Origin of the sequence: Candidatus Thiodiazotropha sp. LNASS1 (assembly GCF_964212655.1) — a bacterium.
Taxonomy (GTDB): domain Bacteria; phylum Pseudomonadota; class Gammaproteobacteria; order Chromatiales; family Chromatiaceae; genus Thiodiazotropha.
This window is the reverse complement of the sequence record NZ_OZ156465.1, coordinates 769,006-785,328: the sequence shown is the minus strand read 5'-3', so window position 1 is coordinate 785,328 and position 16,323 is coordinate 769,006. Positions and strand designations below refer to the sequence as shown.

Sequence of the window (16,323 nt, the reverse complement as noted above, 5' to 3'; positions counted from 1 at the left end):
AGTAAGGAGAAACTGAAATGCCAGTTATCAATAGAACGATGGTCGGAGAATCGCTGGTCGGAGACGGCAACGAAGTTGCGCATATTGATCTCCTGATCGGTCCAAGAGGTTCCGCCGCAGAAACAGCTTTCTGCAACGGTCTGGTCAACAACAAGGATGGGTTTACTGCGTTGCTGGCGGTTGTGGCGCCCAACCTGGCCTGTAAACCCAGCACCATGATGTTTAACAAGGTAACCATCAAAGGGGCCAAACAAGCGGTACAGATGTTCGGTCCCGCGCAACGCGGCGTTGCCATGGCTGTGGCCGATTGCGTCGAAGACGGCACCATCCCCGCCGATGAGGCTGACGATGTCTTTGTCTGTGTCGGCGTATTCATCCACTGGGAGGCTGAGGACGACGCCAAGATCCAGGACTACAACTACCAGGCGACCAAGGAGTCGATCAAACGCGCCGTTGCGGGCGAGCCCAAGGCCAGTGATGTTGTCGCGCAGAAGGGATCGGTATCTCATCCCTTTGCGGCACACGACTGACGCTTACTTGATGATGTCGTCATCACAGGGAAGTGTCGACGGCTGACTCGAAAGACATCCCTGGCATCTGAAAGGGCAACAGGTGGTGGCTGGAAGCGTTTAGGTGGTTATCCGCCGACACAGCAGACAGATAAGAACAACAAACGTCTGCTGACAATTCCAGTGGGTTTGTTATCAATCGATCGTGGAGGCTGAATATGCAATGTCTTGAATGTGGCAGTGCAGTTGCCAATCTGGACAACAGCCATTTGCTTCGCTGCTGTTCATTGACGCTCCAGGAGTACGCCATCCGGCATCACCTGCCTCTGGATCTTCTGATCGATCAAGAATTGTTAAACAGGACAGATAATCCGGAGGACTATCCGCGGCCCAAGGCCTATCCGTCAGAACAGGCACGAGCCATCTACAGAGGACTCAAGTGGGGCGGGTTACTCCAGAGAGAGGAGGCATTCTCCATTGTACCTGGAGAGATCAGGCGGCTTGATATGCTGCTATGGAATCTTCAATGGCTGAGCGAATATGGTTTTCTCTTTCGTCAGGAATACAGATATGCGGAAGAGACCCATCGGGTGGTAGCGGTCAATCGCCTGAAGGTCCCTGCGGCGTATCTGGCACTGAGTGCGGAAGCGCATCTCTCTCCGGTTCCACCCCCCGATTTTTTATTGAGTCTGGCTGTGCTTGTCGCCCATATCGGCGAACTGCAGGCTGGATACCTGTTTCTGCAACTCCCGGGGCGGGCGGCCGGGGAGACGATAATGGCGGAGGCTTGCCGCCACGGTATCGAATTCAGGGAGCTTGATGCCGCAGATCAATCCGACGGATTGCTGCTACGTACCTTGACCCGGTCCGATACGCAACACCTGCTGGCACTGATCAAAGACGATCTGATGGAGATCCCGTGCGCCATGGAACGGTTTGATCGGAAAACCCCTGAGGTGACAGTGTCTAAAGAGCTGATATTCGACGCCGCGCATTTCATTACGGATCATCCGGCGAAGTGTTCCAACCTGCATGGTGGCCGTTATCTGCTGCATGTTAAAGTCAGGGACCGTATCGACCCGGTGACCGGTTGCGTGGTGGATTACGGATATCTGAAATGGGTGGCGAACAGGCGTGTGATCGACAGGTTCGACCATCATAACCTGAACTACGCCACATCGGAATTGGCATGGCGGTCGAGTACCGAGATGCTGTGTGTTTTTATCTGGGAGCAGTTGATCGAATATCTTCCCGGGTTGGTTGAATTGCAGTTATATGAAACCACTCAGTCCTGGTGTAAATACAGCGGTCCCACTCTGGAGGCATTCCAGCAATCCGGCAGCGACAGCCTGTTGACCCATTTCGTCGACGGGAAGTTGGGGGCATCGCAGTTACGTGACCTGATCAGGGAAAAGACGCCTACCCTGGAGATTATTGCCAAATCGCAGTCTTAGTCCTGATGACTGTCAACAGGATCTAGGCATTGATGAAGCGATCGATTACCCCGTGATCAATCGCCCCCTGGTGGAGGGCGGTTGATAAAAGGACACCGGCAGCACCGATAGAACGAAGCTGCTGTAAATCCTGCTGATCCCGAATGCCTCCAGCTGCGTAGAGGCGAAGCCGGGGTTGCAGGTTCAGGAATTGTTGTAGCCGGGTGGTGTCGGGACCGGTCGAAGTACCTACCCGAGTCAGTGACATGACGATCACATCTTCGGGCCAGTAATCCACATGCCGGTCGAGACCGGCCGGCCCCTTGAAGTGGTCGTCATGATAGTCCAGTGAGAGTACGGGAGAGGGAAGCGATGCAACCAGATGAGCAAGTTGTTCGCAACTGACAATGGATTCCGTACCGATTACCGGGCGGGCAAAGCCGCATAACCGCCCCAGGTCGGTGAGCCCGTTGTCTACCCACAGGTTTATCTCGGGATACTTGAGGTGGAGAGCGTAGATCAACTCGAGATTCGAGCCGCTGCCACAGATGGCATCGAGGTCAGCAATATAGAGGGTATCGAATGGATAGAGATCCAACAGTGCCGACAATACCTCCTGCGGTCGACTGGAACGACACAAGGGAGTATCGGCTGCTGCGTAAGCGTGACGCTTGCCGCTGTTCGCAACAACGACACGGTTATGCATCATATCTATGACTGGTATGAGCTTCATCAACGCGGATAAATAACCATGCGAGTGTTTGTATTCGAGTATATTACGGGTGGAGGGATGCTGAACAGCCCCTTGCCGCCTTCTCTTGCCGAGGAGGGGGACATTATGCTCAGGGCATTGATTTCCGACCTTGCGGAAATCACCGGTATCGAAATCCATACCACCCGTGATGCCCGCCTGAGCAGGCCCGATCTGCCGATCGAGTTCCATATGCTGCACGATCTGGAAGATTTCGCCATGGCCTGGCAGGAATGCATGGAAAACGCCGATGCGGTTTGGCCCATCGCGCCAGAGTTCTCAAATGTACTGGAACATATCAGCGAAACCGTCATAAGCCACGGGAAACTGCTGTTGAACAGTCCGCCGCAGGCCGTACACACCGCATCCAGTAAGCTGATGACTTCCAGTTGCCTGATGGAAAGCGGTATCTGTGTAGTACCAACCTACAGGTACGAGGACAGGATACCCGATCATCCGGGCAGCTGGGTCATAAAGCCGGATGACGGAGTCGGCTGTCACGGTACCAGAATCTGCCGGGACAGAGATGATCTTTATCAGCAATTTGAGTCTCTCCCGGCAGGCAGCGAGTATGTAATACAGCCGTTCGTTCACGGTACGCCAACCAGTCTCAATATATTGGCGCGCAAAGGTGAGGCCTTCGTACTGAGTGTCAATCACCAGCGGATAGCCGTAACCGACAACAGATTCGTACTTCTCGGATGTGTTGTGAATGGCCATTTGAATAAGCGGGCCAGCTTTCACAGACTTGGGCGAGAGGTGGTGGCCGCTCTGCCAGATCTGTGGGGTATCATAGGGGTCGATATTATCGATACAGAGAAGGAATTACAGGTGTTGGAAGTCAACCCGAGAATCACCACATCATATGTTGGACTGAAAGAGTCGACCGGGATGAATCCAGCTTCAATGGTGCTGGATCTGCTGAATGACAGGCTTCCATTGCCTGATCAGATGCTGCAGGCATCGGTGGTGGATGTGAACCTGGAGTATGCCGGTGCGGCATGATGCAATACTGGGATGGGACCTCGGTGGCGCCCATACAAAGGCGGCACTCATCGACAGCCGCGGATGTGTGGAGAGAGTTGAACAGATACCCTGCCCGCTGTGGCAGGGAGTGCAGTATCTGGACTCAGGTATTGATTCGGTTGTAGAGAGGATCGGCGATAACAGTGACCTTAAACACGCGGTCACCATGACGGGTGAGCTGGTCGATCTTTTTCCCGACCGGGATACCGGTGTAAAGACACTGATCGATACGATGGGCCGCCATTTTTCAAATGCCAGCCTGGCAATCTATGCCGGACCCGCCGGATTCTTGAATCCTGAAAATGCGCTCAGGCATTCACCGCAAGTGGCATCGGCCAACTGGCTCGCCAGCGCATCCTGGGTTGCCGGCCGTCTGCAGGCGGGTTTGTTGGTCGATGTAGGAAGCACCACCACCGACCTGATAGCATTCGCTGACAAGCAGGTGCTGGCATGCGATTATAGTGACCATCAACGGCTGGTCAGTCAGGCCCTGATCTACACGGGTGTGGTGCGCACACCTTTGATGGCGATTACAGGCAAAGTCCCGTTTGCAGGAGAGTGGGTTTATTTAATGGCAGAGCATTTTGCGACCACTGCGGATATCTATCGTTTGAACGGTGATCTACCTGAAACCGCCGATCTGCTGCCCAGTGCGGACAACGGGGAGAAAAGCATCACCGGCAGCGCTCGGAGATTGGCGCGCATGCTGGGACTGGATATTGATGCCACTGACCTCGAGGGCTGGCGCGGGGTATCCCGGTTTATCGCTGAACAGCAGCTGCGGCAGCTTGTGGATGCCTGTGAAAGGATACTCTCCAGGCCCGGCCTCCCGGCCTCCGCCCCGCTTGTGGGTGCGGGTGTCGGACGATTCCTGGTCGAGCGTATCTGTCATCGATTGAACAGACCCTATGTGGGTTTCGAGGAGTTGTTCACCTGTGCCGAGCGGATGGAGTCCAAGGTGGCCGAGTGTGCCCCGGCGGTGGCTGTTGCCAGTCTGGCCAAGGATCATCTCCCATGAACCCCATTACCCTGGATTTCCCCTACCATGAGGATAGCAGTCGGCTGTTCGAGGCCCTGGCGCATTCACCTTGGGCAGTCTTTCTTGACAGTGGCAGTCCCCATAGCATGCAAGGTCGATACGATATCCTTTCGGCAGACCCCGTTCGCGTACTGATCACCCATGGAGAGGAGACCCGGATTCAGCATATCGATGGCACAATGGAGCGCTCTCGGGAAGATCCATTTCATCTGCTGCGGGAAGCGCTTGGACCTGCGGTCGAGGGTGTTGAGGGCATGCCTTTCAGCGGTGGGGCGATAGGTTATTTTGGGTATGATCTGGGCCGCCGCCTCGAACGGCTGCCGACGCTTGCCGAGGATATAGAAAATCTGCCGGAGATGGCGGCCGGTATTTACGACTGGTCTCTGGTGGTCGATCACCAGGAACAACGCAGTCGCCTGGTTGGTCGGAATCCGGCCCGTCTCGAAAGATATCGCAGATTGTTGCAGCGGATTCTTGAGCGGTCGACTCAGACCCGGACGACTCTACCTTATCGTGTGCTCGGTGAAGTCTGCTCTAACATGACCCGGGACGAATACCTTGGATCCATCGCCAGAATCAAACGCTACATCCTGGACGGCGACTGTTACCAGGTCAATTTCGCACAACGTTTTTCAGTCGCTGCCGAGGGTGATCCCTGGCAGGCTTACAAGGGATTGCGACAGCTGAACGCCGCCCCCTTCGCCGCCTATTTGAATATGCCTCACTGCCAGGTACTGAGTACATCGCCCGAGCGCTTCCTCGAGGTTCGTGACGGTCGTGTAGTGACCAAACCCATTAAGGGAACGGCGCCCAGGGGAGAGGATCCGATAGAGGATATGATGCTTGCGGAAATGCTGAAAAACAGCAGCAAGGATCAGGCGGAGAACCTCATGATCGTCGATCTGTTGCGCAATGATTTGGGCAAGGTATGTGCAATCGGCAGTGTTGAGGTGCCGGAGCTGTTCAAGCTGGAGAGCTTCGCCCGGGTGCATCATCTCGTCAGTAAGGTTGTCGGCAGGCTGGCAGAGGGTGAGGATGCGCTCTCCCTGTTACGCGCCTGCTTCCCCGGCGGTTCGATTACGGGTGCACCGAAACTGCGTGCGATGGAGATCATCGAGGAATTGGAGCCCCATCGGCGGGGCATCTACTGTGGTTCGATTGGCTACATCGGTTTCAATGGCGACATGGATTGCAATATTGCGATTCGGACCATGGCCCACTCTGAGGGAATCACCCGTCTATGGGCTGGGGGCGGCATCGTCGCCGATTCCGATCCCGAGGCTGAGTATCGGGAGACTTACCACAAGGCCTCCGCGCTGCTGGATCTGCTGCAACGCATGGAAAAGATGAATAGCGAACGATGTGGGTAGTCAAGCTGGGGGGCAGCCTGTTCAATTCAGCCGATCTGAGAGATTGGCTGGCTGTCTTGGCGAAAGCCGGATCGCTGGTCATCGTCCCCGGGGGTGGACCTTTCGCGGATCAGGTCAGGCTGGCACAGCACCATTGGCAAATCGATGACTCAACCGCACACTTGATGGCACTGCTTGCCATGGAGCAGTTCGGTCGAATGCTCTGCGGTCTGCAGACGGGACTGGCTGCCGCAGCAGACCAATCCCAGATAGAAGAGGCGCTCCGGCGAGGTGAGACACCGGTCTGGTTGCCGACCGCCATGGTGATGGCCGATCCCGAAATCAAACACGGTTGGGAAGTGACGTCCGATTCGCTCTCCGCATGGCTTTGTCGAGTACTTGATATCGACAACCTGCTGCTGGTCAAGTCGGTAACCCGCGAAGAGGCCAGCCTGCCGCTTGAGAAGCTAACGGAAGCCGGCATCGTCGATGCTCAATTCGATACATTTCTACGGCAGGGGGAGGGGGCTCTCCATGCCTGGGTATTGTCCGGGCCGGATTACGCCCGTTTCGGGGAGTTGTGTCACGGTAACGGAGATGTCGCCATAAAAATAGCGACTGCATAAGAGTAATGCCACCTTTTGCCTTGCATCCCTATTTCCACGCTTAGGTCTCTGTCCTGAGCAAAACCAGATCGTTCTAACAGGGTTGCAGTTCGTGCACCATTTGGATGCATGTACACATCCCGTATGGGCAAAATCTGACAATTTATTGACTAAAACAAGCAATCAAATACACGTTGATGTTCGGTTATTTCTTGGAAACTATTATAACCAATTGAATATAAGGGATATTAACATTTGTCAAAGCAGTGCTGGCATGTGTTATGCAGAATATTAGTAAGATCTGATGTTTCTATCACTCATGAGATATGTACATAAGCTTTTTCTAAAGTACTCTACCAATCTACCGCTATAGATTACATCAGACTACTGATGGCCTGGCAGATGTGGCACGGAATCCTCCTCTCAATAGGGTCGTCCCATAGTTTATTGACTGGGGGTTGTTATGGAATTATGTGCTGTACTGCTGTCCTGGGTGTTTACCCTTTCTGATTACCATCGCGTTGACAATGAGTGTCCCGAAATGCGGATGGTGACCCATAGCTGGTTGGAGGAACGTGCCTGTAACGGACGTTCCTGCAAGGTGCTGGGCTGGTATCCCGGTGACGGGGATGTGGTCTATCTCGATGATCGCATGGATCTGGAAAACAATATCTTCCATACATCTGTCGCTCTGCATGAACTCGTTCACTGGCTTCAGGGCAGGCAGGGCGCAGTACTTGAAAATTGTGAACAAAGCATCGCCGCAGAACGTGAAGCCTACAATATTCAGAGTCAGTTTCTGGTCGAATACGGCACCTACTATCCTGTAGGATCCGTAGTGCCGATGCTACGCTGCGAGGAACCTGACGCGCAACAGAAGGGCTAGAGCTCTGCTGGCGTCTGTATTTCGCTCAGCATGACAGAATCTCTCAAATCGGTTTCGTAGGGTATGGCAAAGCGCCACTTTGGATTCCCATCTCAAGGAGCAGGGAGGGGAGCTGTCATGCCTCCATCAATAAAGACAACCATGCAGATCTCAGATTGCCATCGGGCTCAGTGGTCACAGGCTTTGCATATTTGAGACACAGCCTGTGTCATTCCCGTCATACATCGCTTAAACCATATCCCGGATTTCCGCGCCCCCTTGCCATAACATCCCTTATCGTAGATACGAATCCAGTCTGATCGTGCCGCGACTGAGTGTGGCTATAATTCACCATAACCGCCAAAATCGGCCGTTTCCCCGATTTTTCTATTGAAGTATGAAGTATCGCTGCTTTGTTGCTGAATTAACGGATAATTCGAATGCTTATATGCAGATCCGCTATATTTAGTTGGATCCAATCTTGCATTGCTATTGATGGCCAGGTTGACGCTTACCTTGACCCATGTTACTTCTCGAACTGGTAAAAAGGCTTATCGCCGTAACTATAAAAGTGTCGGGTTAACAATATATTTGGAGCCTACCTTTGCTCAATCACGCTCAGACATTCGCAGTCAACGTTCACCCGGGGGAGTTACATTTCAACTCCGCCCATTTCATCACTTTCGACAATAGCTGTGAAAACCTTCACGGACACAATTTTCATCTCCGCATCCAGGCCTATGGCGACAATAACGAAGACGCATTCGTGATCGATTTCGTCCAACTCAACCGACTTGCCGCTGAAATCTGTTCAGGGCTTCATGACAAGGTTCTTTTACCGGGCAAAAGCGATGAAGTCGTAATCAAAAAGAGCGGCGGTCAACTAGAGGTTTCGAGTTATGACAAGGTGTTTTCCCTGCCGGCCGGCAACTGCCTGATACTGCCAGTAGCGAACACGACAGCTGAAATGATTGCCTGGTACATCATGGAGTCGTTGCTGCCAAAACTCGAAGCATGCGCTGCCTTGACCCATGTGAAGACCCTCGAGGTGGCTGTGGAAGAGGCGGATCATCAGTGGGGTATCTGCCGACGTGTGATCCACTCGGGAGGAGTTTGAGATGGTCGTGTCGAGGGAGCAACGCGGTGGTTGAAAAGATCCTTTTTCTGACCGGCTCCCTGGCTGAAAAACAGCTCCACCGGGTACTGCGGGAGATGGCCTCTGAGGCATTCGAGTGGCGGGTGCACAACCTCGGTCTCAAGGTGGCGGCACTGATGACTGCCGATATGATTAAACGCCGTCTTAATGAGGTCGATGATGCGCAGCGGATTCTGGTGCCGGGTCGTTGTCGGGGTGATCTGGAGGAACTGAGCCATCACTTCGGCATTCCTGTAGAACGGGGTCCGGAGGAGTTGATGGATCTGCCCCGTTTTTTCGGTTACGAAGGCAAGGCACCCGATCTCGATAACTACGATGTACGAATCTTCGCGGAAATTGTCGACGCCCCCAATCTCATCATCGAGGAAATCCTGCAGCAGGCTGCGGCGTATGCCGCCGATGGGGCCGATGTCATCGATCTCGGCTGTCTGCCGGATACACCCTTTCCCCATCTTGCCGACAGCGTCCGGGCACTCAAGGCTGCCGGCTACCAGGTCAGTGTCGATTCGATGCAGAGCGAAGAACTGCTGATTGGCGGGGAAGCGGGCGCCGACTTCCTGCTGAGTCTGCATGAAACCAATCTATGGATTGCCGACAAGGTGGTGTCCAGGCCTGTACTGATACCGGCCAAGCCGGGTGACCTCGACTCCCTGCAGCGTGCCATGCGGCGGCTCGATGCAGAAGGGCGTGGTTACATCGCCGATCCCATTCTCGATCCCATTCACTTCGGTTTCACCGAATCCATCGTCCGCTATCAACGTCTACGAAGCGACCATCCGGACACGGAGATCATGATGGGAGTGGGTAATATCACAGAGTTGACCGAAGCCGATACCACCGGCATCAATGCAGTGATGATGGGTATCATCTCGGAGCTTCATATCACCAACATCCTTACCACGCAGGTCAGCCCTCACTGCCGCAGCGCGGTGCGGGAAGCGGATGCGGCGCGACGTATCATGTACTGGGCACGCCAACAGAACAGCCTGCCGAAACAGGTCGGCAACCGCCTGACAGGTCTGCACGAAACAAAACCTTATCCCTATACCTTCACCCAGATCAGTGAGCTGGCCGCTGACATCCGCGACCCTAATTTCCGCATCCAGGTCAGCGACAAAGGCATCCATCTCTACAACAGGGATGGCCTGATAACCCACGATGATCCTTTCGATTTCTATCCTCAGCTGGGGGTCGAAGAAGATGGCGGGCATGCATTCTATCTGGGTGTCGAGCTGGCTCGGGCGCAGATCGCCCATCAACTCGGCAAACGTTATGTGCAGGATCAACCGTTAGGCTGGGGTTCGGCACTGGCAGAGGTCGAGCAGGATATGAATCGCCAGCAGGAACCGGGTACTACCATGAAAAAAACCAGCCGGGTCGGGAAGACCTCATGATCAACGAAGTTATCGTTACCAGTCGCAGCCGGGAAGGTGAAAATCAGATTGCGCCCATGGGTGTTGTCTGGCGGGAAGGGGAGGTCGTGATCGCTCCCTTCCGTCCCTCGCGAACACTCGACAATATCCTCACCGGGGAGTGCGCCGTCATCAATTATTGCGATGATGTCAGGGTCTTCGCCGGCTGTCTCACGGGACGCTACGATTGGCCTCTGGTCGAGGCGGACAAGGTGGCTGCGCCTCGACTGGTCGATGCCCTGGCTCACTGCGAGGTTGCTCTGTTGAGGGTGGAGGAGGATAAGATCCGCCCGCGCCTGATCTGCAAACCGCTCCACGAAACCAACCACCGGCCGTTTCAGGGATTCAATCGGGCCCAGGCGGCCGTACTGGAACTGGCGATTCTGGTCAGCCGCCTCAGACGGTTGCCGTGGGAGAAGATCGAGGCCGAACTCGCCTATCTCAGCATCGCCATTGAAAAGACCGCTGGCGAACGGGAGCAGGCAGCCTGGGCGTGGTTGATGGCACGCGTGGACGAGTTCCGGCGGCAAATGGAGGATGCGTTATGACGCGCATGTTGGCCAGTGTAATCGACTGGCGGGAACTTGAATCAGCCATTCAAGCTGGGGTGGACATCATCGATCTGAAGAATCCCCACACCGGCGCATTGGGTGCCCTTCCGATCGAGTCGATTCGCAGCCTGGCGGCCAGCTGTGGTGGCCGTTGCCCGGTCAGTGCCACTGTCGGCGATCTGCCCGCCGAGCCGCAACAACTCGCTCAGGCAATCGGCCGGACCGCCGAATGCGGTGTGGACTACGTAAAGGTCGGTTTTTTCTCCGCTGAAAACCTGACCCGATGCCTGCAGGCCATCAGTAGACTTACCCACAGGCATAAGGTGGTTGCTGTCCTTTTCGCGGATCGTGAACCTCCGCTGGAGCGGCTGGCTGAGTTTGCCGGCTCCGGTTTTCGCGGTGTCATGCTCGACACGGCTGAGAAGGGTGGGGGAGGATTGCTGGACCACATGGATCTGAACCGGCTCGAACGGTTCGTGAGCGAGGTCAGGGCACTCGACATGATAAGCGGTCTCGCCGGATCCCTGCGATTGGAGGATATCCCCCAACTGCATTGCCTATTGCCCGACTATCTCGGTTTTCGCGGCGCGCTATGTGAAGGGCGCGAGCGCACAGCCGGTATTGCACCACACCGGCTGCGTGCGATACATGATGCCCTCGCGCAAGCAGCCACACGGAGAGAGCGGACGGTGCCGGCGTTGAGTCGATGGTTGAAGAGCGGTGCGGGATAGACGCCTTGAACAGCTATCAGCCGAAGGACTTTATCGAGACGGCGGAGGGGCTGGTCTTTGCCGTGGTGGCTGGGGATCTTGATGAAGAGAGGGTGCTCGCAATCCTGAGATATCGACGAATCCCGGGTGGATATCAAAAGCTGTCGACCCGGGAAGGCGATGAGTTGCTGAAGAATCACTATCCACACTATATTCACTATTCCAAGGCAAGAGACGTCACCCTGCATGGGGTTCACCGTGACCTGGTCTGTGTGCATCATCAACCGCGACAGAGATTACGGACAATGCGCCTGCAGACCCCACACGATGAAATCGAGCAGAAGCTGCATCGTCTGATGGCCCTGTTTGAGGTAAACGGGCTGGATCCGGAGGAGGTAGGTGTTACCGGCTCTCTGCTGATTGGGGCACAAAAAAGAACTTCCGATATCGATCTGCTCTTCTACCGGCAAACGGTGTTCCGTAAGGCCCGGGAGATCATAAAATCTCTGCTGACAAAACGACAGTTACAGCCGCTGGATAGCACCCTGTGGCGAGAGGCCTATGACCGGCGCGGCTGTTCGCTCACATTTGATGAATATCTCTGGCATGAACAGAGAAAATACAATAAGGCAGCAATTGAAGGAACAAAATTCGATATTACATACCTGAATCCCAACCCATGGCAGGACCTGCTCTGCTACAGAAAGCAAGGCATGCACAACCTGAAAGTATACGTTGTCGATGACAGTCACAGCTTCGAATACCCCGCTCGTTACATATTGGATCATCCCGCCATAAAGGAGGCTGTCAGCTATACCGCCACCTATGTGGGCCAGGCCGTGCAGGGGGAACAGGTGGCGATTCGGGGCCAGTTGGAAGTTTCAAGCGCCGGCCATCTTCGCATCGTGATTGGCACCAACAGGGAGGCAACCGATGAATATATTAAAGTGTTATCCCGGCAGCATTGAGGGCCCGAAAATTGTTCAACTGGCGGCTTTCGTGGCTTTGATCGCTTGTATCCTTTCGCCTGCTGCAAGCAAAGCGGCGCAGCGTGAAAGACTCGTCGTGCTGCCTTTCGAGATCGTCGACAATACCCCGGTTCCCGGGGGTAATACCCGCCACCAGAAGATGCTGGAAAAAATTACCGGTTTTATCGGCGAGACAATCGAAAATGAGGGTATATTCGATGTGGTCTCGCAGCAGCAAGTCAACGATGCGGTCAATGCCGCCCGCTTGGGCACCTATATACACACCTGTAATCTTTGCGAATACGATCTGGCTGAAATGGTTGAGGGTGATAAGGTGATGATCGGCTGGATTTATAAAATGAGCATGCTTATTCTGACCATGCATATCGAGGTCAAGGATGTGGAGAGCAAAAAGACGGTGATCAGCAAGGCCTACGATTTCAGGGGGGACAATGAGAAGGCCTGGCTTCGCGCCGCCAGGTACATGGTGCGCGATCTGGGTAAAATGTTCGGCAAGTGATCCTGTCGGTTTTAACTATACATTGTAGGAACCCTGTTGCATTATATTTTCCTTCAGGGTTGTTTGTTAATCTACAGTGAATGAAACAGTTAAACACCACCCACGATTTGGCCATCAATGGCGCCGAGCCGGCATTTACTGAACCCCTCCACGTCGGCCGTCCATCCATCGGCGATCGGGAACTGTTTTTACGCTTCACGAATGAGATACTCGACCGTCAATGGCTGACGAATAACGGCCCCATGGTTCGAGAGCTTGAAGGGCGTATCGCCGATTATCACGATGTGTCCCACTGTGTGGCAATGTGCAGCGGCACGGTCGCCCTGGAGATTGCAATCCGTGCATTGCAGTTGAAGGGAGAGGTGATTGTTCCCTCATACACCTTCATCGCCACGGCCCATGCGCTCCATTGGCAGGCGATCACACCGATATTTGCCGATATCGATCCACATACACACAATCTCGATCCTGCAGCGGTCCGGCGCATGATCACCCCGCGCACCACCGGCATTATCGGTGTGCATCTCTGGGGAAGGATTGCCGCTGTGGAGGCACTGCAGTCAATCGCAGATGAGTATCAATTGAAGTTGATGTTCGATGCCGCACATGCATTCGGGTGTACCCATGCCGGGACAAAAGTCGGCAACTTCGGCAGTTGTGAAGTATTGAGTTTTCACGCCACGAAATTTTTCCATACCTTTGAAGGTGGAGCCGTTCTTACCAATGACGATGAACTGGCCGAGACCATGAGGCTGATGCGTAATTTCGGTTTTTCCGGTGTCGACAATGTCATTCATCCTGGCACCAACGGTAAAATGACGGAAATAGCCGCAGCTATGGGGTTGACCAATATCCAATCCATAGACAAGGTCATCGATCATAATCGCAGTGTATATCAGGCCTATAGCAGAGCACTTGCTGATGTTACAACAGTAGACCTGCTTGCCTATGACGAACAGGAATCCAACAATTATCAATATGTGGTTGTTGAAGTGACGGATAACTCGCCAGTAACACGTGATCAGATTGTCGATGCGCTTCAGGCCGAAAACGTATTGGCAAGACGCTACTTTTGGCCCTGTTGTCATCGAAAAAAACCCTATTCGGATCTCTATCCGAACGCCGGCAGCTTTCTTGTCAATAGTGAACGAGTTTCAGAACGGGTAATCGTGCTACCGGCGGGACCGGAAATGGATGATGAAAAGGTGGATGCAGTTGCCTCAATTATCAGAGTCCTGACCAGTGTATAATCATGTTAACAGGCCCAAATATTCTTGATTACCCACAATTCTCAGCTATGTGTTTAGCCTAATTCACCCTTACAGAGGATGCTGTGAATGCAAGTCGCAAATAGACGCGAATATGCGCCTTTTTGGGGGGATAAACCAATAATTATTGTGAGATAGTCCCCACGAATCTCGTGTCGCACGAGCTGTAGGATGGATTTGTGTTTATTCGCGTTCATTTGCGGACTTAAAACTATTTTGCAAGCATTTGCGGCTTGCTTATAAAGTCCACGATCACTAATCGGTGGCTGAGTATTGTGGGTAATCAGTTTGAAATCCGCTGGTTGGTTAGCCGATCTCGGAATATATCGTCTCAAGTGATTTTACGTCGGTAGTGCAGGCATTGTTGCTGTTACTGAAATTAGCCTGTCCCGTATAGCGCTCAGGTAGGGCGTAATCCTGTTGGGCCAACCTATCACGGATCAGACCATAGACCATTGCCGGGTTTTCACAAAACCGCTCATAGTCTATCGACAGCCATCGCTCACTCGGCATTTTTTCAAAACTGTTCGCAATGGCCTGACGTGTGAAATGGATCTGCGCAGCGACCTCGTGCTCTGGTGTGTTCAGGGTCAAGGCATCATATTCCGGCGGCTTGAATCCCCACCATAAACGACGATCCCCCCTGAATCGTTCACGTGCTTTCAGAATGGAGAGCATCTGATAGGCGGGTTCACGGCAAACATGTATAAACAGGATTTTGTCGAACAGCCGGTTGATAAATTCAAGATTCCAATTGACGATGATGCCCTTCATGGCAAATGGCTTCGCGAAGGCCGACTCGAGAGCGGCCAGTTCCCTGACGAAATTACGGGTGTCAGCCGCTTCCTGTTTTGTTTCATCGAGATAGGGGCAGTCATCAAAATCGAAGAAACGTCGCCAGAAATACCAGAATACATTGGGTGCGGCCAGACCGTCGGTTTTGCCAAGATCAGAGGCGAAGCTGCTGTGCATGGTGTAGGCTCGAATGTCCTCGAAATCATGCTTATATTGATATTTCGGGTTTACCAGCATTTCATGGATAAGCGCACCGATATAGGGTGCTTTATAGAAACGTGCGATCAGGTTGGATGGATATCCGAAACAGCCGCTGGCCGCCAGCCACTGCATCATCAGTGTCGTGCCGGAACGGGGACCACCCACGACCAATACCAGTGGCAGTTCGGGGGCTTTGAATTGAGCAAGTTCTTGCTCGGCAGATCTCAGTAATATGTTATTGAGACGTTCTATCAGGCTCTCTAACTCGTGATTGCGGCGAAATGCATCAGTTCTGGATTCATTGCCCATTTCTTGCGACATGGCTGTTTCTCATAGTTTGATTATGACCACTACGGCCAATAGGCCATAAAACCCTCTGCTACATGCCAACCCGGTATTGAAACCAGTTCAGGCTTTTCCTTCAGCAGCTGTTTGAGCGGCTTGCGAAACCACACCCATAACCGTGCTTCCACAACATACAATGAGGAGCGGAATCCCCATTGATCGAACAGCTGCGCCATTCCGCGGTTGGTGTAAAAAATAGTGTGTACCGGCAGTAGATAGAACCAATCGGGATCGCGTGGAATTTCACCACGGACCAGGGTATGCAAGCCCAGGCAACCATCATCGGTCACGAGTCTTGCCAAGGCATCCATATTGGATCGGCTGCGCAGATGTTCCAGGGTGGATGTGGAAATCACCATATCAAAATGGCCGGGGATCAGGTCAGGCTCCTGCAGATAGCCTTCCTTTTTCCAGTAACGGTCATAGCGGGCTATCTGCCCAATCCTCGTATCCAACATCCCGGCGAGTTCACCCTCACCACAACCATAATCCAGCCAGGGCTTGTCGGTAGCCAGCAGTCCGATGTCGGCAAGTTTCGACAGGACCTTGGCTTGTTGTTCAAGCCTGACATGCCAGTTGGGGTCATCGGGATTCTCACCACTGCCACGATAGCTGCTGTGATAGTTTTCACAAACAGACTGCCACTGATGCTCCGGAAGTTCCAGCAGGGTTTGAGCGTACACGGTACCGCATGCCATACAACGTTCATAGTCCACTGTGTCGAGACCGAAGCGGTCGAATTGTTTACTGAAGTAGTACTCTGCCGTGGCCGTGCATATATAACAATTCATTGTTGGTATACTAGCACCATGATTCAGGC

General features: G+C 53.5%; 17 protein-coding genes. 14 read left to right on the top strand and 3 right to left on the bottom strand.

The window, feature by feature from the left end:
• Positions 1-17 precede the first annotated feature (17 nt).
• Both fae and AB8516_RS03440 read left to right on the top strand, forming a co-directional pair.
• Positions 18-530 carry a formaldehyde-activating enzyme gene (gene fae, locus AB8516_RS03445; RefSeq protein ID WP_108289476.1) on the top strand — a complete coding sequence of 171 codons (513 nt, stop codon included), beginning with the start codon at positions 18-20 and terminating at the stop codon, positions 528-530.
• A 197-nt stretch (positions 531-727) separates the two neighbouring features.
• Complete coding sequence (locus tag AB8516_RS03440) at positions 728-1,963, top strand: 6-pyruvoyl tetrahydropterin synthase family protein (RefSeq protein WP_369158099.1); 1,236 nt, start codon at positions 728-730, stop codon at positions 1,961-1,963.
• 22 nt (positions 1,964-1,985) lie between these two features.
• On the opposite strand, the gene AB8516_RS03435 is transcribed toward AB8516_RS03440, so the two are convergent.
• Positions 1,986-2,675, bottom strand: a complete 690-nt coding sequence (locus tag AB8516_RS03435; RefSeq protein ID WP_369158097.1) for a HisA/HisF-related TIM barrel protein — start codon at positions 2,673-2,675, stop codon at positions 1,986-1,988.
• Positions 2,676-2,693: 18 nt separating this feature from the next.
• Here AB8516_RS03435 and AB8516_RS03430 point away from each other — a divergent pair, with 18 nt between their 5' ends.
• The 12 genes from AB8516_RS03430 (at position 2,694) to AB8516_RS03375 (ending at position 14,144) form a co-directional block, all read left to right on the top strand.
• Entirely contained in the window at positions 2,694-3,698 is a 1,005-nt protein-coding gene (locus AB8516_RS03430) for an ATP-grasp domain-containing protein (protein WP_369158095.1), read from the top strand.
• On the top strand, positions 3,688-4,737 hold the full coding sequence (locus tag AB8516_RS03425; protein WP_369158093.1) for a hydantoinase/oxoprolinase family protein: 1,050 nt from the start codon (positions 3,688-3,690) through the stop codon (positions 4,735-4,737). The genes AB8516_RS03430 and AB8516_RS03425 overlap by 11 nt, the downstream gene beginning before the upstream one ends.
• Complete coding sequence (gene pabB, locus AB8516_RS03420; protein ID WP_369158091.1) at positions 4,734-6,128, top strand: aminodeoxychorismate synthase component I; 1,395 nt, start codon at positions 4,734-4,736, stop codon at positions 6,126-6,128. The genes AB8516_RS03425 and pabB overlap by 4 nt, the downstream gene beginning before the upstream one ends.
• Entirely contained in the window at positions 6,119-6,733 is a 615-nt protein-coding gene (locus AB8516_RS03415; protein ID WP_369158089.1) for an amino acid kinase, read from the top strand. Before pabB ends, AB8516_RS03415 begins: the two co-directional genes overlap by 10 nt.
• A 442-nt stretch (positions 6,734-7,175) precedes the next feature.
• Positions 7,176-7,598, top strand: coding sequence for a hypothetical protein (locus tag AB8516_RS03410; RefSeq protein ID WP_369158087.1), 423 nt, complete (start codon positions 7,176-7,178; stop codon positions 7,596-7,598).
• Between the two features lie 583 nt (positions 7,599-8,181).
• Positions 8,182-8,694, top strand: coding sequence for a 6-pyruvoyl tetrahydropterin synthase family protein (locus AB8516_RS03405; protein ID WP_369158085.1), 513 nt, complete (start codon positions 8,182-8,184; stop codon positions 8,692-8,694).
• Positions 8,695-8,720: 26 nt separating this feature from the next.
• Entirely contained in the window at positions 8,721-10,127 is a 1,407-nt protein-coding gene (locus AB8516_RS03400; protein WP_369158083.1) for a DUF6513 domain-containing protein, read from the top strand.
• Complete coding sequence (locus tag AB8516_RS03395) at positions 10,124-10,693, top strand: DUF447 domain-containing protein (RefSeq protein ID WP_369158081.1); 570 nt, start codon at positions 10,124-10,126, stop codon at positions 10,691-10,693. Before AB8516_RS03400 ends, AB8516_RS03395 begins: the two co-directional genes overlap by 4 nt.
• The gene (locus AB8516_RS03390; protein ID WP_369158079.1) at positions 10,690-11,427 is read left to right on the top strand and encodes a (5-formylfuran-3-yl)methyl phosphate synthase; all 738 of its coding nucleotides are present in this window, start codon (positions 10,690-10,692) and stop codon (positions 11,425-11,427) included. Before AB8516_RS03395 ends, AB8516_RS03390 begins: the two co-directional genes overlap by 4 nt.
• Positions 11,403-12,374 (top strand): hypothetical protein, encoded by a 972-nt coding sequence (locus AB8516_RS03385; protein ID WP_369158077.1) that lies wholly within the window; start codon positions 11,403-11,405, stop codon positions 12,372-12,374. Before AB8516_RS03390 ends, AB8516_RS03385 begins: the two co-directional genes overlap by 25 nt.
• A complete protein-coding gene (locus AB8516_RS03380) occupies positions 12,340-12,894 on the top strand; it encodes a DUF3280 domain-containing protein (RefSeq protein WP_369158075.1) in 555 nt (184 codons plus the stop codon). Before AB8516_RS03385 ends, AB8516_RS03380 begins: the two co-directional genes overlap by 35 nt.
• Positions 12,895-12,974: 80 nt before the next feature.
• Positions 12,975-14,144 (top strand): aminotransferase class I/II-fold pyridoxal phosphate-dependent enzyme, encoded by a 1,170-nt coding sequence (locus AB8516_RS03375; RefSeq protein WP_369158073.1) that lies wholly within the window; start codon positions 12,975-12,977, stop codon positions 14,142-14,144.
• Positions 14,145-14,468: 324 nt separating this feature from the next.
• Here the strand turns inward: AB8516_RS03375 and AB8516_RS03370 are convergent, their stop codons facing one another.
• The gene (locus tag AB8516_RS03370; RefSeq protein ID WP_369158071.1) at positions 14,469-15,479 is read right to left on the bottom strand and encodes a sulfotransferase; all 1,011 of its coding nucleotides are present in this window, start codon (positions 15,477-15,479) and stop codon (positions 14,469-14,471) included.
• A 29-nt stretch (positions 15,480-15,508) separates the two neighbouring features.
• On the bottom strand, positions 15,509-16,294 hold the full coding sequence (locus AB8516_RS03365) for a class I SAM-dependent methyltransferase (protein WP_369158069.1): 786 nt from the start codon (positions 16,292-16,294) through the stop codon (positions 15,509-15,511).
• Positions 16,295-16,323: the final 29 nt, after the last annotated feature.